The sequence below is a fragment of the Duganella hordei genome, from assembly GCF_040369125.1.
In the GTDB taxonomy this organism is placed as follows: Bacteria; Pseudomonadota; Gammaproteobacteria; order Burkholderiales; family Burkholderiaceae_D; genus Rugamonas; species Rugamonas hordei.
This window is the reverse complement of sequence record NZ_BPWI01000013.1, coordinates 10,646-33,254: the sequence shown is the minus strand read 5'-3', so window position 1 is coordinate 33,254 and position 22,609 is coordinate 10,646. Positions and strand designations below refer to the sequence as shown.

General features: G+C 66.0%; 15 protein-coding genes. 8 read left to right on the top strand and 7 right to left on the bottom strand.

Annotation, left to right across the window (positions count from 1 at the left end):
- Window positions 1-72: 72 nt before the first annotated feature.
- Both ABWW33_RS24490 and ABWW33_RS24485 read left to right on the top strand, forming a co-directional pair.
- Window positions 73-771 carry a dienelactone hydrolase family protein gene (locus tag ABWW33_RS24490; protein WP_176655398.1) on the top strand — a complete coding sequence of 233 codons (699 nt, stop codon included), beginning with the start codon at window positions 73-75 and terminating at the stop codon, window positions 769-771.
- Window positions 772-794: 23 nt separating this feature from the next.
- Window positions 795-1,244: a thioesterase family protein gene (locus ABWW33_RS24485; RefSeq protein ID WP_176655397.1), complete on the top strand. Its 450-nt coding sequence runs from the start codon at window positions 795-797 to the stop codon at window positions 1,242-1,244.
- A gap of 8 nt (window positions 1,245-1,252) precedes the next feature.
- Here ABWW33_RS24485 and ABWW33_RS24480 read toward each other — a convergent pair whose 3' ends face one another.
- Window positions 1,253-1,741 carry a DUF3016 domain-containing protein gene (locus ABWW33_RS24480; RefSeq protein ID WP_176655396.1) on the bottom strand — a complete coding sequence of 163 codons (489 nt, stop codon included), beginning with the start codon at window positions 1,739-1,741 and terminating at the stop codon, window positions 1,253-1,255.
- Window positions 1,742-2,000: 259 nt separating this feature from the next.
- Between ABWW33_RS24480 and ABWW33_RS24475 the strand changes: the two genes are divergently transcribed.
- Complete coding sequence (locus ABWW33_RS24475; protein WP_353404110.1) at window positions 2,001-3,923, top strand: PhoX family protein; 1,923 nt, start codon at window positions 2,001-2,003, stop codon at window positions 3,921-3,923.
- A 30-nt stretch (window positions 3,924-3,953) separates the two neighbouring features.
- Here ABWW33_RS24475 and ABWW33_RS24470 read toward each other — a convergent pair whose 3' ends face one another.
- Entirely contained in the window at window positions 3,954-4,973 is a 1,020-nt protein-coding gene (locus ABWW33_RS24470; protein WP_353404109.1) for a PDDEXK nuclease domain-containing protein, read from the bottom strand.
- 368 nt (window positions 4,974-5,341) lie between these two features.
- Here ABWW33_RS24470 and ABWW33_RS24465 point away from each other — a divergent pair, with 368 nt between their 5' ends.
- A complete protein-coding gene (locus ABWW33_RS24465; protein WP_176655393.1) occupies window positions 5,342-6,847 on the top strand; it encodes a DUF3369 domain-containing protein in 1,506 nt (501 codons plus the stop codon).
- On the opposite strand, the gene ABWW33_RS24460 is transcribed toward ABWW33_RS24465, so the two are convergent.
- From ABWW33_RS24460 to ABWW33_RS24450, 3 genes are all read right to left on the bottom strand, one after another.
- Complete coding sequence (locus tag ABWW33_RS24460; protein WP_353404108.1) at window positions 6,848-8,791, bottom strand: GAF domain-containing sensor histidine kinase; 1,944 nt, start codon at window positions 8,789-8,791, stop codon at window positions 6,848-6,850. It abuts the gene before it with no gap.
- A gap of 118 nt (window positions 8,792-8,909) precedes the next feature.
- Window positions 8,910-9,458: an FxDxF family PEP-CTERM protein gene (locus tag ABWW33_RS24455; protein ID WP_353404107.1), complete on the bottom strand. Its 549-nt coding sequence runs from the start codon at window positions 9,456-9,458 to the stop codon at window positions 8,910-8,912.
- Between the two features lie 169 nt (window positions 9,459-9,627).
- Entirely contained in the window at window positions 9,628-10,128 is a 501-nt protein-coding gene (locus ABWW33_RS24450) for a hypothetical protein (RefSeq protein WP_353404106.1), read from the bottom strand.
- A 78-nt stretch (window positions 10,129-10,206) separates the two neighbouring features.
- Here ABWW33_RS24450 and ABWW33_RS24445 point away from each other — a divergent pair, with 78 nt between their 5' ends.
- Both ABWW33_RS24445 and ABWW33_RS24440 read left to right on the top strand, forming a co-directional pair.
- Window positions 10,207-11,313, top strand: coding sequence for a porin (locus ABWW33_RS24445; RefSeq protein ID WP_353404105.1), 1,107 nt, complete (start codon window positions 10,207-10,209; stop codon window positions 11,311-11,313).
- A gap of 524 nt (window positions 11,314-11,837) precedes the next feature.
- Window positions 11,838-12,230, top strand: coding sequence for a hypothetical protein (locus ABWW33_RS24440; protein ID WP_176655388.1), 393 nt, complete (start codon window positions 11,838-11,840; stop codon window positions 12,228-12,230).
- Window positions 12,231-12,257: 27 nt separating this feature from the next.
- Here ABWW33_RS24440 and ABWW33_RS24435 read toward each other — a convergent pair whose 3' ends face one another.
- Window positions 12,258-15,311 (bottom strand): CHASE domain-containing protein, encoded by a 3,054-nt coding sequence (locus ABWW33_RS24435; protein WP_353404104.1) that lies wholly within the window; start codon window positions 15,309-15,311, stop codon window positions 12,258-12,260.
- On the bottom strand, window positions 15,312-16,019 hold the full coding sequence (gene queC, locus ABWW33_RS24430) for a 7-cyano-7-deazaguanine synthase QueC (RefSeq protein WP_353404102.1): 708 nt from the start codon (window positions 16,017-16,019) through the stop codon (window positions 15,312-15,314).
- An 88-nt stretch (window positions 16,020-16,107) separates the two neighbouring features.
- Here queC and ABWW33_RS24425 point away from each other — a divergent pair, with 88 nt between their 5' ends.
- Window positions 16,108-17,976: an autotransporter assembly complex protein TamA gene (locus ABWW33_RS24425; protein ID WP_444551015.1), complete on the top strand. Its 1,869-nt coding sequence runs from the start codon at window positions 16,108-16,110 to the stop codon at window positions 17,974-17,976.
- Window positions 17,976-22,544 (top strand): translocation/assembly module TamB domain-containing protein, encoded by a 4,569-nt coding sequence (locus ABWW33_RS24420; RefSeq protein ID WP_353404100.1) that lies wholly within the window; start codon window positions 17,976-17,978, stop codon window positions 22,542-22,544. Before ABWW33_RS24425 ends, ABWW33_RS24420 begins: the two co-directional genes overlap by 1 nt.
- Window positions 22,545-22,609 lie beyond the last annotated feature (65 nt).

Sequence of the window (22,609 nt, the reverse complement as noted above, 5' to 3'; positions counted from 1 at the left end):
GCAAAACGGAGTACGATGGCCGCTTTCTAAACCCGGGGTTCCTCACACTGACCCCGCATTAAAGGGAACACCATGGAAACCAACACCCAGTGGATCGATATCGCCGTCGCCGACGGCAGCTTCGGCGCCTACGTGTCGCTGCCGCGCGGCGGCAAGGGCCCCGGCATCGTGCTGTTGCAGGAGATTTTCGGCGTCAACCAGCATATCCGCAACGTGGCCGACCAGTACGCGGCCGACGGCTATGTGGTGATCGCTCCCGACCTGTTCTGGCGCAACGGCGCGCGCATCGAACTGGGCTATGACGACGCGGGCTGGAAGCGCGCCGTCGAACTGATGAACGCCACCGACTTCGCGCTGGCGCAAACCGACATCGCCGCCACCGTCAAGACGCTGCGCGCGCTCGACGGCGTGGAAGGCAAGATCGCCTCGATCGGCTACTGCTTCGGCGGCCGCCTGTCCTACCACACGGCCGCCAACGGCCTGGTCGACGCGGCCGTGTGCTACTACGGCGGCGGCATCCAGAACGCGCTGGAACGCGCCGGCCAGATCAAGGTGCCGATGCTGATGCATTTCGGCAGCGCCGACAGCCACATCCCGCTGACGGCCGTGACCAGCATCGCCGAACGCTTCGACGACAACGACCAGGTCGAGATCCACGTCTACGCCGACGCCGAGCACGGCTTCAACTGCAACCACCGTTCGTCCTACAACCAGCGCGCCGCCGCCCAGGCGCACGGCAACACGCTGCTGTTCCTCGGCGAACAACTCTGACAACCGACACAAAGGCAGGCGCCATGGCACGCTTAAAGCTGGACTTCCCCGAAGACCAATACTACTTTTCCACCCAGCTGACCGTGCGCGTCACCGACATCAACGGCGCCAACCACCTGGGCAACGATTCGATGATCTCGATGATCTCCGAGGCGCGCGCCCGCTTCCTGTTCGAGTTCGGCGTGCAGGACAGCGGCGCCGACACGGGCGGCGTCGGCATCATCGTCACCGACCTGGCCACCACCTACAAGACCGAGGCGCATGCGCGCGACCAGCTGCTGTTCGAGGTCGGCGTGATGGACTTCAACCAGTACGGCGGCGACATCACCTTCCGCATCACCCGTCCGCGCGACGGCAAGCTGGTGGCGATGGCCAAGTCCGGCTTTGTCTTCTTCAACTACAAGACCAGCCAGGTCACGCCGATGGCGCCCGAGTTCCTGGCCAAGTTCCCCAAGGTGAACCGCCTCGACTGATCAGCTGATCAGCGGGCGGCCACCTTCGGCACGATGTTCTTGTCGAACCATTCGTCCAGCATCTGCTTCTCGTAGCGCAGCGGGTCGCCGTCCGAATAGCGGTTGATGCGCTGCTGGTACATCATGTTGGAGATGTGTTCGTCGCCGCTGCGCAGCACCTGGCCGTTCTGCTCCAGCGTATAGCGCAGGTGGATGTGCGGCCAGTCGGCGCCGCCGTTCATCACGCGGATATCGTCGCCCGTGCGGCGCGGCCACAGCCGTCCGGCCAGGTCGATATCGAGGATCTCGACTTTCAGGTTCTGCCCGGCGGGCAGCTTCTTGTTGAGCGTCGCGAAATAGTCGCTGAAATCCTTCAGCGTGCGGTCGCGGTCGATGCTGTTGCGCGGCACGTCGGCAAACTCCTCCGGCTTGACAAAGGTGACGCTCACGTCGGCCCAGGCGGCGGCGCTGGCCAGCAGCACGGCGGCCGCCAGCACGGATTTGGTCATGGATCGCATTTGCTGCTCCTTCACAGTTGATGCTGACAATATAGACCTTTTCGCCGCCACTGGCCCGGGTGGAATAGGTTTGTTACCAAAGTTACCCCGCCATGCTCACGCCGCCGCTTTGTATCCTTTTGTATCGCCAAGTATCGCTTTGTCACGCCCCTGTCATACCAAATAGTTAAGCTTGCGGCCGTCGAGGTGCAGCCACCGCCTCGCATGATGCCGCGGCCGCGCGGCACATGGAACGGCCACAACTACAACAGGATTTATCATGACCGAGTCTCTCGATCTGTCCCGCCGCAGCATCCTCAAATTCTTGTCCGCCGGTCCCTTGCTGCCGCTGGCCGGCGGCAGCGCCACCGCCGCCCTGCTGGCCGCCTGCGGTGGCGGCGACACCGCCGCCGCCGCGCCGCAGCTGATGTCCGTGACCTTCTCCGGCATGGCCGCGCCGACCCTGGCCGACGCCGCCAAGATGGCCACCACCACGGTCGGCTCGACCCTGAACGCCACCTATTCGGACGGCAAGACCCAGCCCTACCAGCTGGCCTACCAGACCTTCTTCATCACCGGCGCCCTGGTCGCCAACGGCAGCGGCGGCACCATCCTGGCCGGCGGCTACTACGACATCAACAACAAGCCCATCGTCGACAAGACCGACGCCGGCCAGCGCCAGTTCTTCTCCGACTGCCCGGACGGCACCTCGCTGCTGAAGCTGGCCGCGCCCACCGTCGCCGGCGTCAAGGGCAACACCGTGTTCGCCGTGGTGCAGTTCGAATACACCACCCGCAACGTCAAGGGCGACTCGATGTACGGCATGCTGCCGTCGCCGATCGCGGTGCTGACGCTGGACCAGGACAAGACCACCGGCGCGCTGTCGCTGGTCAAGTACCACAACGTCAACACCAGCGGCGTCAACGGCCTGTGGATCACCTGCGGCGCCAGCCGCTCGCCATGGAACACCCACCTGTCGAGCGAGGAATACGAGCCGGACGCGACCGCCATCGCCAGCAACACCCAGTTCGCCAACTTCAGCACCAACCTGTACGGCGATGCCGCCAGGGCCAACCCCTACCACTACGGCCACATGCCGGAGATCACCGTCAACCCGGACGGCACCGGCAGCATCAAGAAGCACTACTGCATGGGCCGCATCTCGCACGAGCTGGTGCAGGTGATGCCGGACGAGCGCACCGCGCTGATGGGCGACGACGCCACCAACGGCGGCCTGTTCATGTTCGTCGCCGACAAGGCGCAGGACCTGTCCAGCGGCGCCCTGTACGTCGCCAAATGGAACCAGAAGAGCGCCGACAACGGCGGCTCGGCCACGCTGTCGTGGATCAAGCTGGGCAGCGCCACCAGCGCCGAGATCAAGGCCCTGGCCGACACGCTGAAGGCGGCCGACATCCTCAGCGTCAAGACCGCCGACCCGGCCGACGCCACCTACACCAAGATCCCGTTCAGCGGCAAGACCAACTGGGTCAAGATCGTGCCGGGCAAGGAAAAGGCGGCCGCCTTCCTCGAGACCCACCGCTACGCCGCGCTCAAGGGCGGCAGCATGGGCTTCACCAAGATGGAAGGCACGACGGTCAACGCCAAGGACAAGATCGCCTACTCGGCGATGAGCTACATCCAGGCCGCGATGACCAACGGTTCCGGCGGCATCTCGGTCAAGGGCCCGAACGCCGGCGTGGTCTACGCGCTGAACCTGAAGGCCGGCCAGGTGGACGACAGCGGCGCCGCCATCAACAGCGAATGGGTGCCGGTCGACATGGCCGCCGTGCCGGCGCTGGTGGGCGAGGACCTGGCCAAGGCCGACGCGCTGGGCAACCTGGCCAATCCGGACAAGATCGCCAATCCGGACAACATCAAGTTCTCGGAAAAGCTGCGCACGCTGTTCATCGGCGAAGACAGCGGCCTGCACGTCAACAACTTCCTGTGGGCCTACAACGTCGACACCAAGACGCTGACCCGTTTGCTGTCGACGCCGTCGGGCGCCGAATCGACCGGCCTGCACGCGGTGGACGACATTAACGGCTTCGCCTACATCATGAGCAACTTCCAGCACCCGGGCGACTGGGACGCGGCGCTGCACGCCAAGGTGCAGGCGACGCTGGATCCGCTGATCAAGGCCAACTACCGCGACCGCTTCGGCGCCGCCGTCGGCTACCTGACCGGGTTCCCGACGCTGAGCTAAGCGCCCCGTCCGCACCGGCCCGCCGCGCGCTCACGCGCCCGGCGGGCTTTTTTGCGTCCAGTGTTCCAGCTTGGCCGCAAGCAGCTGTTCGTCCGGCAGCAGCATCTGGTATTCGGCGGCGATAATCCTGTTAGGCAGGCCGTCCAGCGCATAGCGCGCCTCGGCCGCGCCCTTGGCCGCGCACAGGATCAGGCCGACGGGTGGATTTTCGCCGGGTTTGGTCCAATGCTCATGGGCATAGTTCAGATACAGATGCATCTGGCCGGCATCGGCGGCCTCGAACTTGCCGGTCTTCAGTTCGATGACAACGAGACATCGCAGACGGCGGTGAAAAAACAGCAGGTCTATACGGAACCAGGTATCGTCGAGCCGAAGACGGCGCTGGCGGCCGACAAAGGCAAAGTCATCGCCCAGATCCAGTAGAAAATCAGCCATGTGCTGGATCAGCGCCGCCTCCAGATCGGACTCGGAGTACTCATCTTTCAAATCCAGGAATTCCAGTACAAAAGGGTCTTTGACCGCCTCTTCCGGTGTCATGGCATCGGCGGCGCGTGCTTGCTTGCCTTGCGCCAGCATCTTGGTTTTATCCCGGGAAAGTGCGGTCCGTTCATAGAACTGGCTGTTGACCTGACGGTCTAACTGACGAACGGACCAACCGCCGCGCAGCGCCTCGGTTTCATAAAATAGGCGGGCATTCGGATTTTTGACAGACAACAGCCGTACGTAAGCAGACCATGGCAACCGCAATTCTCCAGACACTGTCTGGTGAATTTCCGGCCAGTACAAATAAAACTTACGCATCTGCAGTAAATTCTGCATGCTGAAGCCACGTCCAAAGCGCTTGCTCAAGTCTACGCCGAGGCGTTCAATCAGCTCCTCGCCATATGCGGCGCGTTCAGCTCCGCCCTGCTCGAACTCCACGATGCGCCGGCCTATTTCCCAATAGGCCGCAGTCATGACGGAATTGACGCTACGCGCGGCGGCCCGGCGCGAGGATTCCAGCAGCTCGACAATTTGTGCGTGTATGTCGGCATAGTTGGCGCTCAGCATTTTGGAGCCTCTCGCAGCATGAGAATAACCAAATCCTAGCGCCGGCTAACTGCAGACTTATAGAGCAAGCTCAAACGAACCCTATGTCTACGACAAAAACAAGCTGTTGTCCGCCGGGACAAAATATTTTGCCAAGAGATAGCAATATTGCCAAAAACGAAGTATTGTTTCGGTTGCACATGGCGTTACAGAAGACTAACGCTGCGCCGTCGCGAAATGGTGCGACGTACAATAGGTTCAGCCCGGTTGGCGTGGGAAGTGTTGTGCAGAGCAACAGGTATTTTTATTGCCTGTTGTTAATAACTGTGGGTCGGACTACAATCGAAAAAAAAATCATACAGTAGTGCCATTTTGCGGAACTCGCCCTTATGTCTTTCTTGTCTTCTGCTACACCCAAGCTAGCCCCTTGGAAAGTCCTGTTGGTCGATGACGAACCGGACATTCATGACATCACCAAGCTGACGCTGAGCCGCTTCCGCCTCGATGGCCGCGCGCTGAGCTTCGTGCACGCCTACAGCGGCGCCGAGGCCAAGGAAGTGCTGGCGCGCGAGGCCGATGTCGCGCTGGTGTTCCTCGACGTGGTGATGGAAAAGGAAGACAGCGGCCTCGAAGTGGCGCGCTGGATGCGCGAAGACCTCGACAACCAGTTCACCCGCATCGTGCTGCGCACCGGCCAGCCCGGCCAGGCGCCGGAAGAACGCGTGATCGTCAACTACGACATCAACGACTACAAGGAAAAGACCGAGCTCGACCGCACCAAGCTGTTCACCACCACCTTCGCCGCGCTGCGCGCCTACCGCGACATCATGAAAGTCGAGGAAGCCCGCCGCCAGCAGCTGAACTACCGCGAAGGCCTGGAGCGCGTGATCGCCGCCTCGGCCCATATTTTCCAGCAGCGCAACCTGAAGGACTTCGCCAACGGCCTGCTGCAGCAGGTGGTCGCGCTGCTGCGCCTCGAGCACAGCATGCTGCTGCGCCTGCGCGGCGCCACCGCCATCAGCGGCGAAAACGAGTACGAAATCCTGGCCCAGATCGGCGACGAGGACGGCTCGCTGCTAAGCCCCGACGTGCTGGCCCAGCTCGACGTCGCCAAGAGCAACAAGATCTCGCGCGTCGAAGGCGACACCTACATCGGCTACTTCCCCAACAACAGCGGCAAGGCGTCGCTGCTGGTGCTCAAGGGCGTGGAGGAAATCTCCGAGATCGACACCAAGCTCTTGGAAGTGTTCTGCTCCGGCGTCGCCATCGCCTTCGACAACATCCTGCTGACCCAGGAGATCACCGACACCCAGGCCGAGCTGATCCTGCGCCTCGGCGACGTGGTCGAGTCGCGCTCGAACGAGGCGGGCAACCACGTGCGCCGCATGTCCGAGGTGTGTTACCTGCTGGCCCAGGCGTCCGGCATGCCGGACGACGAAACGGCCGTGCTGCGCCACGCCGCGCCGATGCACGACATCGGCAAGATCGCCACGCCGGACGCGGTGCTGCTCAAGCCGGGCAAGCTCGACGCGGCCGAATGGGAAATCATGAAGCAGCACCCTGCGGTGGGCCTGTCCATCCTCGACGGCTCGCAGCGCCCCATCCTGAAGGCGGCCGCCGTGATCGCCCACCAGCACCACGAGAAATTCGACGGCAGCGGCTACCCGCAAGGGCTCAAGGGCCACGACATCCACCTGTACGCGCGCATCGTCGCCGTGGCCGACGTGTTCGACGCGCTGATGCACAAGCGTTGCTACAAGGAAGCCTGGCCGATCGACAAGGTGGTCGAGCACCTGCAGGAAGTGGCCGGCCATCACCTCGACCCGGTCTATGTCGACCTGCTGGTGCAGAACATCGACCGCGCCGTCGCCATCAACGAGCGCTTCCCCGACTGATTATTTGCGCTTGATCTTGGGGAAGCGCAGCTTGTAGTGCAGCCCCATGCCCGGCGCGCTGACCACCTTGACGGTGCCGCCCAGCGCGCCCGTCACCAGGTTGTACAGGATGTGCGCGCCCAGCCCGCTGCCGCCCGTGCCGCGCTTGGTGGTGAAGAAGGGATCGAACAGCTGCGCCAGCGTGCTGTTGTCCATGCCGGCGCCGTCGTCGCTGTAGTCGAAGTCGACGAAGTCGCCGTCGACCTTGCCGGTGATCCTGATCTTGCCCGACTGCCCCTCCTCGAAGCCGTGCACCAGCGAGTTGACCACCATGTTGGTGACGATCTGCGACACCGCGCCGGGGAAGCTGGCCATCTCGATATTGGCCGGGCAGTCGATCTCCACCACCACCGGCTTGCCCTTCAGCTTGGGCTGCAGCGACAGCAGCACCTCGTCCAGGTACTTGCGCAGGTTGAAGCTGCGGATGTCGTCGGACGACTGGTCCACCGCCACCTGCTTGAAGCTGCGCACCAGCGCCGCCGCCCGCTGCGTGTTGGTGGTCATGATGCGCAGCGACTGGTCGATGATGTCGAAGAACTGGTTCAGGCCGTCCTCGTCCAGCGTGCCGGCGGCCATGTCCTCGCGCGTCAGCTTCAGCTCTTCCACCAGGTGGCTGGTGGCCGTCACGCAGATGCCCAGCGGCGTGTTGATCTCGTGCGCCACGCCGGCCACCAGCCGGCCCAGCGAGGCCAGCTTTTCCTGGCGCACCAGCTCGCCCTGGGCGTCCTTCAGCGACGTCAGCGCATTCTCCAGCGCCGCGTTCTGTTCTTCCAGCGCGTCCTTGGCGCGGCGGATCTCGCTCTCGGCGCGCATGCGCGCGATCGCCACCGCCACGTGGCTGGCCATGAAGGCCAGGATGTCGAGGTCGGCCTGGGTGTAGATCACCGAGTCGTCATAGCTCTGCACGATGATCACGCCGTAGGCCGTGTCGCCCAGCAGCATCGGCGCGCCCATCCAGCTGGCGATGTCGACGCTGCCCAGCGGGTGCTCCAGCTCGCCGCTGGCGATCAGCGCGTTCAGCGCGCCGCGATCCAGCAGCATGGCCTGCTTGCGCTGCAGGATGTAGGAGGACATGCCGATGCCGAAATCGAAACGCTTGACCGGCGCCTGGGCATCCTTTTCATCGACAAAATACGGCACGCTGATTTCCCGGGTATCCGGGTGGTACAGCGCCATCAGGAAGTTCTGCGCCGGCACCAGCTCGCTGATGATCTGGTGCAGCCGCATGTTCAGGCGGCTGCCGCCGGTGGCGGTGGCCGACAGGTTGGCCAGCTCGTACAGCGCGCGCTGGATATTCTCGGCGCGGCGCCGCTCGGCCACCTCGTGCTGCAGCTGGCTGGTGCGTTCGGCCACCGCGCGCTCCAGCCGGTCCATGCTCTGCAGGCCCTGCAGCGCGCTCGAGACCTGGGTGGCGATCAGCGCGAACAGCGCCTGGTCTTCCTCGCTGAAGGTGTGCTGCTTGTCGTAGCTCTGGATCACGATGGCGCCCAGCGCCTGGTGGTTCTGGTCCAGCAGCGGGCAGCCCATCCAGTGCTCGGCGATGGTGCCGATGCCGAAGGCGGCGTTGTGTTCCCGCCTGGAGACGTGCTCGGCCGCCGTCATCACCATGTTCTCGCGGCTCAGGATCACCGCCGCCGTCGGCGACTCGCCCGGCACCAGCTCGAACAGCTCGTCGCGGCTGGGCGGCTCGTCGACCTCGTCGACGAAATACACGAAGCGCACCATGTTGACGGCGCCGTCGCGGTCGCTCAGCGCCACAAAGAAATTGGCCGCATACATGATGCGGCCCAGCGCCGCATGCACGGCCTGCAGGAATTCGCTGATATCGGTGCAGCTGCTGGACTTCCGCCCGATTTCAAGCAGCATCGTTTGGACGGCTTCCAGGCGGGTGAGGCGACTTTCCATCGGGTTTCCTATGTAGGGTTCATGCACATGGGAAATACTATCAGGTCGGGCCCGGTCTGCACAAAAAAAAACAGCCAGGCCGTCCGGACGGCCTGGCTGTTTTCTTGAGCGCGGACGCTTAAGCGGTGTCGCCTGACTTGCGCTGACGACGGGCCGCCACCACGCCCAGCAGCCCCAGGCCGCCCAGCAGCATGCCGTAGGTTTCAGGTTCCGGCACGGCCGTCACGGTGGTGCCGCCCGAGTAGACGCCGGCGCCTTTCGACAGCACGGTGCCGCTGATCTGCAGGTAGTAGCTACCTGCAGCCAGGGGGGCAGTGGCCAGGGTCCAATAGTCGGTGGAGCCAGTCAGTACCTGCGTACCTTTTTGCACCAGGCCGTTCGAATCGAACAGGGCCAGGCTCAGGATATCCAGGCCGTTCATGGCGCTGCTGGAGAAGGACGAGGTGTCGGTGGTCAGCAAGCTGGCGCCGGACAAGTTAAAGGTGAAACGGTCGGCAAAAGTGTTACCGGCGTTGCTGATGTTGATGTTATGACCGAAGAAAGCCGAGCCGCCGCTCAGGTCCAACGCCGTGTCCGGTTTGCTGATGTCCGCCGCCATCGCGGACTGGGACAGCAAGACGGCACCGGCCATGACAACTGCGCCAGCCAAGGTTTTTATTTGTCGCATAGAGATTCTCCTTAATAACAAGAAGTGCGGCATGAAAGTCACCGCACAGGAGATCAAAATGTAGCAGGCACGTCACTTTTAATCGGGGGCGCACGATTGGATCTTACATTTACTTACACGTTTATTTAACGAAATATTAACTTTAGTAAATAAAAAATGATGTAGAAAACTATGGTTTTTTGTAACTATTTTCGACCCAGGCCGACGCGCTGGACGGGCTCAGCTTGAACGTAGGCGCCACCCGCACCTGCGCCAGTTGCTCGCCGTACTGGTCGAACGCGCTCAGTTTGGCGTAGGGATCGTCCTCATCCGGCACGATGTCCAGCGTGACCTTGACCTGGCCGTCGTCGGTGCTGATGAACAGGTTCTTGTGCAGTTGGGCATGCAGCTGCTGTTCGTGGCGGCGCAACACTTCATTGGCGGTCTTGACCAGCGTGTTGAAGGCGTTGACGTCCAGCGGCTTGGGATTTTTCTTGTCGCGGCCCATGGTCCACGGACCGACCAGCGCCGGCTCCGGCTCGCCATCCTTGATCATCGCCACCGCCCAGCCCTCGTCGTCCTCGTTCTTGATCACGCGCGCGGTCCAGCCATTGCCCTGCCAGACGCGGTCTTGCTGGATCGGTGCGTCGTCGTCCTGCTGCTGATCCGGATCGGGGTAGTGATTACTCATGCTTATGGCTCGTGTCGAAATATGGGTGGGGGTGAAATAATAAGCGCCACGCTGGTTAACAACAATAGAAAGTCGTCAATGAAGCGCAATCTCGTCCCGATCCTGGTCCTGGTCCCCTCCGTGCTGGCGACGGCCGGCCCTGCCCATGCGCAAGGCGGCGACGTGCAGGTATATGGCCGCCTCAACCTCGGCCTCGAGAGCATGCGCAGCACGGCCGACGCCAGGGGCCAGGCCGTCAGCATGGTGCGCGAAAGCAACTACCGCTCGGTGCTGGGCTTTCGCGGCAGCGAGGACCTGGGCGGCGGCCTGAAGGCCATCTTCCAGATCGAAGGCACGCTGTCGCCGGACACCGGCGCCGGCAGCCCGGCCGCGCGCGACACCCGCGTCGGCCTCGAAGGCGCGGCCGGCACGCTGTTCGCCGGCAACTGGGTCACGCCGTACAACGGCGCCACCGCCGGCCTCGACCCGTATTACCCGACCACGGCCGGCTACATGAGCATCATGGGCAACGGCTCGGCCTCCACCAGCGACAACGTCAGCGACACCTCGTCCTTCGACCGCCGCCAGCAGAACAGCGTGCATTATTGGTCGCCGCAGTGGCATGGCCTGCAGTTGCGCCTCGCCCACGGCTTGAACGAGGAACACCCCGCCGGCGGCGCCAGGCCTGCGCTGACGTCGGCGGCGGCGGTCTGGGAGCGGGGCCCGTGGTATGCCGCCGCGGCATACGAGCGCCACTACGAATACCAGGGCAAGGATGGCAACGACAGCGGCGCCAAGATCGCGGCGGCCTACCGCTTCGGCGACACCCGGGTGGCGCTGATCGGCGAACGGCTCAAGTATGAAACCGCGGCCGGCACGCTGGAGCGCAACGCGGCGTATATTGCCGTCACCCACCAGATCGGCCCGCACGGCCTGCGCCTCGGCCTGGCGCGCGCAGGCGACGGCACCGGCAGCGCGCCGGACGGGCAAAAGGTCGGCTTCATCCGCAAGGGCGAGGACACCGGCGCCACCCACTACACGGCCGGCTACGACTACGCCCTGTCCCGGCGCAGCAGCCTGTTCCTGTTCTACACCCGGCTGGCGAACCAGCGCAACGGCAGCTATGACTTCGCCATCAACGGACTGACGGTCAGCCCGGGCGCCACCGTCCGCGGACTGGCGCTGGGCATGCGCCACGCCTTCTGAGCGGCCAGCACAAAAACCCGCGGGCGCGGTTTTTTGTGCAACCAGGACCGTGGTCTTAACAGGTCATGCAAGGCGGCCGTTCGGCGATCGGCGGCCGCAGCGGCGTGATGCGCGGATCGATGGCCGGTTCCGGCATCTGATAACTGAATGGCGTAATGATGATAGGCGGAATCGTCGGCGGTGCCGATGGCGGGCCCTTGGGTCCCCCGCCGGAAAGGTGCTGGACGCTACGCTGGCGCCTCGTACGGTTGCAAACCGAGGATATCGATTGACCCTCGCTCAATTCTAGCCAAGCCATGTTAAAGCCCTCCCTGCGCAAGTCAGGTTATCAGTATAGGCAGGGATAACTTTAAATCAAGGAACATTCGTCCCTCATCCCGCTCGTCGCCGCTGGATGTCGTTCCATCCCGCAAATTTGCCGGTCTGTCGCAATCCGCTGGCTGGCGCCGGGGCGCCCCGGTACAGTTCAACCATGCCAAACGGCAAACGAACAAAAAACGAATAAACCACCGACGAGGTCAGCCATGAACAGCAAAGCAAAAAAACTGGTTTTCGCAGCCTTTATCCTCCTGCTGGCCGTGGCCGCCTGGCAGTCCATCCTGGGTGACGGCATGCACGTCAACATCGACGGCGACGAGATCGACGGCCCGCTGGGCGCCCTGCTCGGCATCGTGTTCGCCGGCGGCGGCGTGCTGATCGCGGCGGTGGCCGTCACCTGCGCGGCGGTGTTTGTCGGCGTGCTGTTTGCCGGCCTCGGCATCCTGATGGTCAGCGCCCTGGTGCTGGGCGCCGTGGTGCTGCTGGCGGCGATGTCGCCACTGATGCTGCCGCTGCTGATCCCGGTCGGCATCTACTGGATCTTCGCCGGCCGCTCCCGCAAACAACGCCAGCGCGCCATGATGGAACACGCCGTCTGAACCGGCATCACGCATAGCACCACCGTTTCAATCGGAAGCGGCCGGGACCTGAACTCCCGGCCGATCCGCCTCTTGCTCCATCAGTTCCACCCGGTTGCGGCCGCCATGCTTGGCGCAGTACAGGGCCTGGTCGGCCCGCACCAGCGCCGCGTCGCCGCTCGCATCCTTCCCCGCCACCACCGCGATGCCGATGCTGACAGTGACAGTCACCGTCCCCCCGGCGTCGCCGTCGAGCCGCATCGGCGTCGCGGCCACGCGCTGGCGCAGCCGCTCGGCATACACCGCCGCATCGTCCAATCCCGTGCCCGGCAATAAAATCGCGAATTCCTCGCCGCCGATGCGGCCCGGCATGTCGATCTTGCGCTGGCCTTCGCGCATCAGTTCGGCCAGCTGGCGCAGCACGGCGTCGCCGGCCGCATGGCCGTGCTCGTCGTTGATGCGCTTGAAATGGTCGACGTCGAGCAGCAGCACCGCCGCGCAGCCGCCGATGTCGCGCCGCAGCCGGTCCTGCTCGTCGGCCAGCCGCCGCATGAACTCGCGCCGGTTCGGCAGGCCGGTGAGGAAGTCGGTGGTGGCCAGCACCCGCAGCTCGTCGTCCATGCGCCGACGCTCGGTGATGTCCAGGGTCGAGACGATGACGAAATCCAGGCTGTGCGTATGGCCCGGCATCACCAGCAGGGTCAGCTGGTTGAGGCGGGCCACGCCGTCGAGCCGCTCGAAGCTGCCCTCGCAGGCGAAGAAGTGCTGGCCCTGGGCCAGCGCGGCCAGCGCCATGGCAAAGCTGGGCATGGCGGCGGCGTCGAAATTCTGTGCCAGGCTCAGCTGCGAGATATCCTTGCGCCCCGGCGCCGCGCCGACCTGCTGCAGCGCGGCGGCGTTGACGTCGAGGATGCGCACCAGCGCGGCCAGCTGCCGCAGCTGGCTGACGTTGGCCTGCAGGTAGCGGCCGATGTCGTCCACGCCGGACAAGGTCAGCTCCGCCAGCGCCGCCCGCACGGCCGACCAGTCCTGCTCCCACAGCGCCACCGGCGCGTGGTCGTACAGGCTGCGGAAGCGGGCCTCGCCGGCGCGCAGCGCGACGGCCGCCTGGGCCTGCTCGATGGCGATGCCGGCCAGCCGCGCCGCCTGCTCGATCAGCGCGATATTGGCCAGGCTGGGCACGCGGGCGTCGCGGTGGTAGATGGCGAACGTGCCCAGCACGCTGCCGTTGGCGCTGAAGATGGGATCGGACCAGCACGACCCCAGCCGCGCCTGCAGCGCCAGGTCGCGGTACTCGATCCAGCTGGGCGCGGCGCGGATGTCTTCGATGACCACGCGGCTGCGGGTCAGCACCGCCTCGCCGCAGGCGCCCTTGCCGTCGCGGATGGAACGCCCGTGCACGGCGGCGTTGAAGAAGGCCGGCAGGCTGGGCGCCGCGCCGACCAGCAGCCGCTCGCCGGTCTCGTCGAGCAGCAGGATGCTGCACAACATTTCCTCGTTGTCCGCCTCGACGCCCAGCACCACGCTCTCGAGGATGGTTTGCAGCGGCGCGCCGGTGGCCAGCAGCTCGAGCACGTGGCGCCGGGTCTGCTCGCGCTGCTCGGCCTGGGTGCGCTCGGTGATGTCGCGGAACGACCAGATGCGCGCCGGCTCGCTGCCCAGCTGCAGGCCGCGCGTGTGCTGCTCGATCACGCGGCCGTCCCTCAGCTGCAGCAACTCGTGCCGGGACTCCAGCGGCGTGCCGCGCTGCAGCCCCGGCAAGGTGTGCTGCGGCGTGTCCAGCGGCAGGCCCTGGCCCGGGTGCAGCATCTGCCGCGCCATGTGCTCCATCAGCACGGCGCCGTCGCTTTGCCAGTCCAGGTGCTCGGGCAGGTTCCACAATTCGCGAAAGCGCCGGTTGGCGTTCAGCACCGAGCCCTTCAGGTTGTCCACCAGGATGCCGTCGATGGTCGAGTCCAGTATGCTGCGCAGCATCGCCTGGCTGCGCTGGGCGCCGTCGGCCAGTACCAGCAAGGTGGCCTGCCCCTCCCGCAGTTCGCCGGCCAGCACTTCGGCGCGGGCCAGCGCGCTGCGGGCCCGCACGCGGCCGCGTGCCAGCAGCCAGGTCAGGCCGGCCAGCAGCAGGCTGAGCGACACACCGGCCGCGGTGATCTGCAGCGCCTTGTCGTGCACCGCCACCGCGCCCGGCACGGCCGTCGCCCGCAGCGTCCAGCGGTGGCCGGCAATGCTGAACTGCTGCCGGCTGCTGCGCCGGCCGGCAGCGCCGCCCGGATGACTGTCGTACATCAGCGCCTGCGGCGCGATGCCGGCCCCGTCGAAGATTTCCACGTGCAGCGCGGCGGCGCGCGGTCCGCCCAGTCCGGCCATCAGGTCGCCGACGCGGAACGGCGCATAAACCCAGCCGTCGATGGCGGCGCGGCGCTCGGCCAGCGTGCCGGTTTGCTGCCCGTGGCGGTACAGCGGCAGCACCATCAGGAAGCCCGCCTGCGCCGGCTCGGCCGTCTCCTGCACCAGCCGTATCCTGCCGCTGACGGCGGGCCGGCCGGAATCGCGCGCCTGCTCCAGCGCGGCGCGGCGCACCGGCTCCGAGGCTGCATCGAAACCGAAGGCGCGCCGGTTGTTCTCGTCGAACGGTTCGAGGTAGACGATGGGCGCGTACCACTCGCGGATGCCCTCGGGTTGCACGCGGTAATCGGGATGGCCGCCGAGCCGGATTTTCTGCTCGTGCGCGGCGCGGCGCGCCTGCGGCACCAGCGCCATGTAGCCGATGCCGTGGATGCCGGGGAAATGCTGGTTCAGCTCCTGCCCGGCCAGGTAGGTGCGGAACTCCTCGCGCTCGACCTCGCTGGAGCTGGCGAACAGCCCCTGCACGCCGTACAGCACCTGCAGATAGGTTTGCAGGCGCTGGTCGAGGTTGTTGACCAGTTCGCGCGTGCGGCCGTCGAAGTCCGCCTGCGCATCCTGCTCGGCGTCCTGCTGCGCGCCCTGCCACAGCATGCCGGTCGCGCTCAGGCAGCCGGCCAGCACCAGCACCGGCAGGACGCCCGGCGTGAGCATTTCCTGCAGCAGCCGGCGCAGCCGTGCCTGGGCGGCGGGCGCCATCTACACCTCGGTGCCCGCGAACTGGCGGTAGCCGCGCGCGCGCAGGGCGCAGGCCGGGCAGGTACCGCAGCCGTAGCCCCAGTCGTGCAGCGCGCCGCGCTCGCCCAGGTAGCAGGTGTGGGTGCCGTCGCGGATCAGGTCGACCAGCGCCTGGCCGCCCAGTTCCCGCGCCAGTTCCCAGGTCTGTTTTTTGTCGCGCCACATCAGCGGCGTTTCCAGCTTCATGCGCGTGTCCATGCCCAGGTTGAGCGCCACCTGCAGCGCCTTCATGGTGTCGTCGCGGCAGTCCGGATAGCCGGAGAAATCGGTCTCGCACATGCCGCCGACCAGCACCGTCAGGCCGCGCCGGTAGGCCACGGTGGCGGCCACCGTCATGAACAGCAGGTTGCGGCCGGGGACGAAGGTGTTCGGCAGGCCGTTGGCCTGGGTTTCGATGGCGATGTCGTGGGTCATCGCCGTCTGCGAGATTTCCGAGATCAGGGACAGGTCGATCATGTGGTCATCGCCCAGCCTGGCGTTCCACTCGGGCGAGTGCGCGCGCAGGCGCTCGATGACGGTCGGACGCACGGTGAGCTCGACGGCATGGCGCTGGCCGTAGTCGAAGCCGATGGTTTCGACACGGGCGTAGTGCTTCAGTGCCCAGGCCAGGCAGGTGGTGGAATCTTGTCCACCGCTAAACAGGACCAGAGCGGAATCGGTAGGCAGCATTACTCTTCTTTCTTGCAACGTTATAAGTACGCCATCTTTTGAAGCATTCCGGTAACATGACAGCTAGCGTACACCCTGATGGAGTCTCATGTTACCGGCATCGCCAGCAAATATATTGGCAGGATCACGAATTTTGGCACAAGTTGTGGCAAAAGTATCCGGCGGCCTCGTTGCGGCGGTAGCCCTGGCCGGCCTGACTCTGCCCGTGGCGGCCGAGGAGCTGAAGTACGACGTCCGCATCGACGCCCCCGGCCCGCTGCGCGAACTGCTGGAGCAGAATCTCGACCTGGTGCGCTTTCGCGGCAACGCGCGCATGGACCGCGAACAGCTGCAACGCCTGGTGCGGGTGGCGCCGGAGCAGGTCAAGACGCTGGTGTCCACCGACGGCTACTACTCGCCGGTGGTGAGCGCGCGGCTGGAGCGCAAGGGCGAGAACGACACCCCCACCGTGCAAATCAGCGTGCAGCCGGGCGAGCCGGTCCGGGTCGGCGAGATCGACCTGGTGCTGCAGGGCTTTGCGCCGGTGCCAGGGCTGGCGGCCGACAAGCAGTTCGACACCCAGGCGCTGAAGGCCGGATGGACGCTGAAAAAAGGCATGGTGTTCCGCCAGGTCGACTGGGAACAGGCCAAGCGCGGCCTGCTGCGCCAGGTGGTGCAGACGCGCTACCCGCGCGCGCAGCTGACCGAAAGCCTGGCGACGGTCGATCCGGAAAACCATCTGGCGGCGCTGCGCGTGGTGCTCGACAGCGGCCCGGAGCTGCGCTTCGGCGAATTGCGCATCGAAGGCTTGAAGCGCTACCCGCCGGCCATCGTCAGCAACCTGAATCAAATCCATCCCGGCGACTACTACAGCGAAGCGGCGCTGCAGTCCTACCAGTCGCGCCTGCAGGACACCGGCTACTTCAGCAGCGTCGAAGTGAGCGCCGACACCAGCGCGATCCTCAACGAGCAGCTCGACGCGGCCGGCGCCACGCCGGCGCAAAACGCCGGATCGGCGATGGCGCCCTTGCCGCTGCTGGTGCGCGTGACCGAGAACAAGCGCAAGAACGTCAGCGCCGGCCTGGGTTTCAGCACCAACACCGGCAACCGCGCATCGCTGACCTATGACGACCTGTCGGTGTTCGGACTGCGCATGAAAAGCGCGCTGACGCTCGAGACCAAGAAGCAGACGGCGCGCAGCGACTTCTACTTCCCCACCACGGCGGACGGCTACAACGACAGCGTCGGCGCGTCGTTCGAGCGCAGCGACATTTCCGGCGAGGTGACCAGCGTGGCCAGCGTGGCGGGCAAGCGCGCCTGGGGCACGCCGCTGCTCGAACGCAGCCTGACGCTGGAGCTGCTGACCGAAACCAAGACCGTCGACGGCCTCCCGTCGACCACCAGCAAGAGCTTGCCGCTGACGTACGGCGTCACCTGGCGCAAGCTGGACAACCTGCTGTTCCCGACCAAGGGCTACGCGCTCAACGCGCAGCTGGGCGGCGCGCTGCTGCCCATCCTGACCGACGAAGCGTTCGTGCGCGGCTACGCGCGCGCCGTGTGGTACCGGCCGCTGGGCACGAGCACCAACCTGATACTGCGCGGCGAACTTGGCGCGCTGGCCTCGCGCGACAAGAACGGCGTGCCGGCGGTGTACCTGTTCCGCGCCGGCGGCGACCAGTCGGTGCGCGGCTACGCCTACCAGGAGCTGGGCGTGCGCGAGGGCGACGCCATCACCGGCGGACGCTATTTGACCACCGCCAGCGCCGAGTTCCAGTACTGGTTCAAGCCGTCATACGGCGCCGCGGTGTTCTACGACGCCGGCAACGCGGGCGACACGTTCAGCGCGCTGCATCCGAAGTCGGGTTACGGCGTCGGCGGGCGCTGGAAAAGCCCCGTGGGGCCGATCAACGTGGATGTCGCCTACGGCCACGCGGTGAAAAAATATCGCCTGCACTTCTCACTTGGATTTACCTTCTGATGGCTGACAACAACGACAAGCCGGCAGCCGAAGCACCCGCCGCGCCGCGCCGCCGCTGGCCGCGCCGCGTGCTGATTTCTCTGGCCGTGCTGGCGGCGCTGCTGGCCGGCGCCTTCTGGCTGCTGGGCCGCGAATCGACCCTGCAGCAGCTGGTGCAGCGCATCGCCAACGCCAGCGGCGGGCAGGTGTCGGTGAGCGGCGTCAGCGGCTCGCTGTACCACCGCATGCATATCGGCCGGCTGGTATATCGCAGCAAGGACAGCGTCGTCACGGCCGACAACATCGACATCAACTGGTCGCCGCTGCAGTATTTTTCCGAAGGCCTGGCGATCAGCGAACTGCACGTGGCCGCGCTGACGGTGCAAAGCCTCGGCCCCTCCGAGCCGGCCAAGATGCCCGAATCGCTGGTCGCGCCGTTCCGCCTCAACGTCTCCGACGCGCGGCTCGACAAGCTGACGCTGACCGGCGCGACCGGCAGCAACGTGATCGAGCGCCTGCGCTTCAAGCTGTCCGGCGACAAGAGCGGCTGGCACCTGCAGGACGCCAGCGCCTCCACCGCGTTCGGCATCGCGACCGCCGACCTGACCATCGGCGCCGACAAGCCGTTTGCCCTCAAGGGGCGGGGTCAGTTCCGGCATTCTGACACGAGCTCGTGTCAGAATGCCGGAACTGACCCCGCCCCTTGTGCTAATGTCGGCACTGACCCCGGGGTGGGGGCTGCGCAGCTGACGCTGGAGGCCGGCGGCAACCTGGCGCTGCTGACCCTGAAGGCGCAGGGTTCGGCCGGCGCGGCAAGCGGCGGCGGCACGCTGGCGCTGGCGCCGTTCGATCCCATCATCCTGCGCGCCATCGACCTCACCGGCCGCGACCTCGATCCGGCCGGCTTCAACACCGGCTGGCCGCAGGCGAAGTTCAGCCTCAAGCTCAGCGCCGCGATCACGCCCGACCAGAAGCTCTCCGGCCAGTTCGCCCTGCTGAACCAGGACAAGGCCGCGCCCATCGACCAGCACGGCCTGCCGCTGCAAACCTTCAGCGGCAAGCTGGCCGGCACGCTGACCGCCTCCGTGCTGGAAAACGTGCTGCTCGACCTCGGCCCTGCGGGCCGCTTCACCGGCGGCGGCAACATCCAGCGCAGCGGCCCGGAGGCCGGCATCGACGCGGCGCAATTCAAGCTGCACACCGACCGCCTGGACCTGAAGAACATCCACAGCGGCATCAACAAAACCAGCGTCGCCGGCGACATCGTCCTCGCCAGCACGCCCACCAAACAAAGCCTGACCGCCAACCTGGCCCAGGACGGCCTGCGCCTCGACGTGCAAGCGACACTGGCAGACGCGCTGCTGCAATTGCATCAGGTACGCCTGCTGGCGAAGAAAGGCAGCATCACCGCCACCGGCCAGGCCAGCCTGAAAGACAAGCAGGAATTCAGCGCCAAACTGCGCGCGGACCACTTCGATCCATCCGCGCTGAGCCCCGGCCTTCCAATCGCCGACCTGAATGCCGACATCAACGCCAGCGGCCACATCGCCCCGGCATGGCAGGTGGCGGCGAACTTCGAATTAAAGACCAGCAAACTGTTCGGCCAGGCGCTGTCCGGCAAAGGCAAACTGAATGCCGACGCACAGCACGTCAGCGGCGTCGACGCGCATCTGGCGCTGGCGCAAAACACCGCCGACATCAGCGGCAGCTTCGGCGCCCCTGGCGAACAGCTGCGCTGGAAAGTCGACGCCCGCCAGTTGTCGGCCGCGATGAGCGATCTGCAGGGCGCCGTCAGCGCCAGCGGCACCATCGCCGGCACGATGGCGGCGCCTCGCGCCAGCTTCGAAGCGGACGCCAAGGGCTTGGCGCTGGCCTCCGCCAAACACCCTGCGGCCGATAGCCTGATCCATGCGGCAGGCGACCTCGCGCTGACCGGCCCGAAGAAAACACCCGAGTTGAAAATAAATGGCACCATACAGCGCCTGAATCCAGCGGCATTCGGCACGGCGCAGGCAGGAGCCGTCAACGCCACCTTTGCCGCGAACGCCAGCCTGGCCGCCGACTGGCGCGCTGGCCTCGATCTGAGCCTGCAGCCGTCCACCTTCGCCAACTCACCGTTGTCGGGCTATGCGAAATTCAACGCCGCCAAGGGCAGCATCAGCAACGCAGATATCGATCTGCGGCTGGCGTCCAACAGCCTGCAAGCCAAGGGCAGCTTCGGCAGCGCGCTGGACAAGCTGGAATGGAAGCTCAACGCGCCGCAGCTGGCCGCGCTGGGTCCGCAGTTCGCCGGCGTGTTGCGCGCGAACGGCACGCTGTCCGGCACCAGCGCCAAGCCGGCGCTTGCGCTCACGCTGGACGGAACCAACCTGCGTACACCGGGGCAGCAGCAGATCGGCACGATACGCGGCAGCGCCACGCTGGGCAGCACCATCGCGGCACCGGCCACCACCACCACGGCCGCACCTGCCCTGGCCGCAGGCGGCACGAATGCCCGGGGCGCGGCGCCGCGCGGCACAGCCAATGCCGACGTCATGGCCGACGTGCCGCTGGTCAGCGACATCGAAATCACCCGCTACGTCTCGCCGTCGCTGACGCTCGACAAGGCGCGCCTGCAAACCAGCGGTACCCGCAGCGGCCACACGCTGCAAGTTGGCGCCAGCAACGCCGACTTCGACGCCGTTATGCGCGTCAAAGGCGGCTGGGCCAACGACAGCTGGACCGGCACCATCGACACGCTGCAAAACCGTGGCCGCTTCGCCCTGACGCTGGCCGCGCCGGCGCCGCTGAAACTGAGCGCCCCCGCCGGCAGCGGCGTGGCCGGCCTGCTGCATCCGGAGCAGATCGCACTGGGCAGCGCCACCATCAAACTCCCCGACGGCAGCATCCGCATCGACTATCTCGAGAAAACCGGCCCCGCCTGGCGCAGCAAGGGCCTGGCCGCCGGCGTGCCCGTCAACTACCTGGCCCAGCTCTCCGACGCCTGGCGCGAAAACGTCCGCAGCACAATGACCATCGGCGCCGAGTGGGGCCTGACCCTGCAGGCGGCCGGCAAGACCACGCCGCCCGTCCTCGGCGGCATGCTGCACGTCTACCGCGAGCAGGGCGACCTGACCATCACCGGCGCCGACCTGCCGCAGCCGCTCGGCCTGCGCACGCTGGACGGACGTATTGACGTCAACGACGGCACGCTGCGGCTGCAGCTGAACCTCGACGGCACCCGCGCCGGCCAGGCCCGCATCGACGGCACCGCGCAGCTGCACGACGGACGCCTGGACGAGAGCAGCGCCATCACACTGAGCGGCAACGCCAACATGGGATCACTGGCCTGGCTGGCGCCGCTGGCCGGCCAACCCGGCCTGGAAATCGACGGTACGCTGAAACTGGCCGTTACCGGCGGGGGCACCCTCGGCGCGCCGCAACTGAACGGCGACATCACCGGCGACAAGCTGGTGGTGAACTGGGTCGACCAGGGCATCAAGCTGCGCAACGGCCAGCTGCAGGCGCGCCTGAGCGGCGACCAGCTGCAGCTGCAAAAACTGGCCTTCGACGGCGCCGAAGGCCACGCCCAGGCCGACGGCTGGATACGCTACGCCGGCAACGAGGCGACGATGAACCTGAAACTCAGCGCCGACAAGCTGGAAGTGCTGGCGCGGCCCGACCGCATCCTGGTCCTCAGCGGACAAAGCACGCTGACGCGCGACGCCAAGCGCTTCCAGCTGGACGGAAAATTCCGCGCCGACCGCGCCATCATCGAGCTGGCCGGCGAAAACACGCCCACCCTCAGCGACGACGTGGTCATCGTCGGCAAGGGCGCGGCGCCGGTCAAGGCCGCGCAAGGGCAGCCGCTGAGCATCGACCTGGAGGCGGACCTCGGCGACAACTTCAACCTCAAGGGCAAAGGGCTGGACGCGCAGCTAGCCGGTACGCTGCGCATCCGCGTGGCCGACCGCCGCCCGCCGCGCGTCAACGGCAGCATCCGCGTGGTCAACGGCACTTATGCGGCGTATGGACAAAAGCTGGCGATCGAGCGCGGCGTGATCAGCTTCTCCGGCGCCTACGACAATCCCGGCCTGAACATCCTCGCCGTGCGGCGCGGTCCGGAAGGCGAAGCAATCAGCGAGACCAATGTGGAAGCCGGCGTGGAAGTGCGCGGCACGGCGCTGGCGCCGGTGGCCAAGCTGGTGTCGACGCCGGCCGTGTCGGACAGCGACAAGCTGGCGTGGCTGGTGCTGGGCCACGGCATCGACAGCACAGGCGGCAACGACATGGCGTTGCTCAGCGCCGCGGCGGGCGCGCTGTTCGGCGGCGGCCAGGGCAAGCTGGCCAACGCGCTGGGCGTGGACGAACTGGGCGTGGGCCAGGCGGCCGGCACCACGGCGGGCGGCGCCGCGACCGGCTTGCAGACGACGGTGGTCACGGTCGGCAAGCGGCTGTCGTCGCGCGCCTACCTGAGCTTCGAACAGGGCGCGGGCACGGCGACCAGTCTGGTCAAGCTCAAATACAAGCTGAACCCGCGCATCACGCTGCAGTTCCAGACCGGCACCAACAACGCGCTGGACGTGCTCTATACCTGGGCTTTCGACTAACTCGGATTGTGGTCCGGTACCGGGTCATCCTGCGGAACGGGATGCGGAACGGCCGGCGGCGTCGG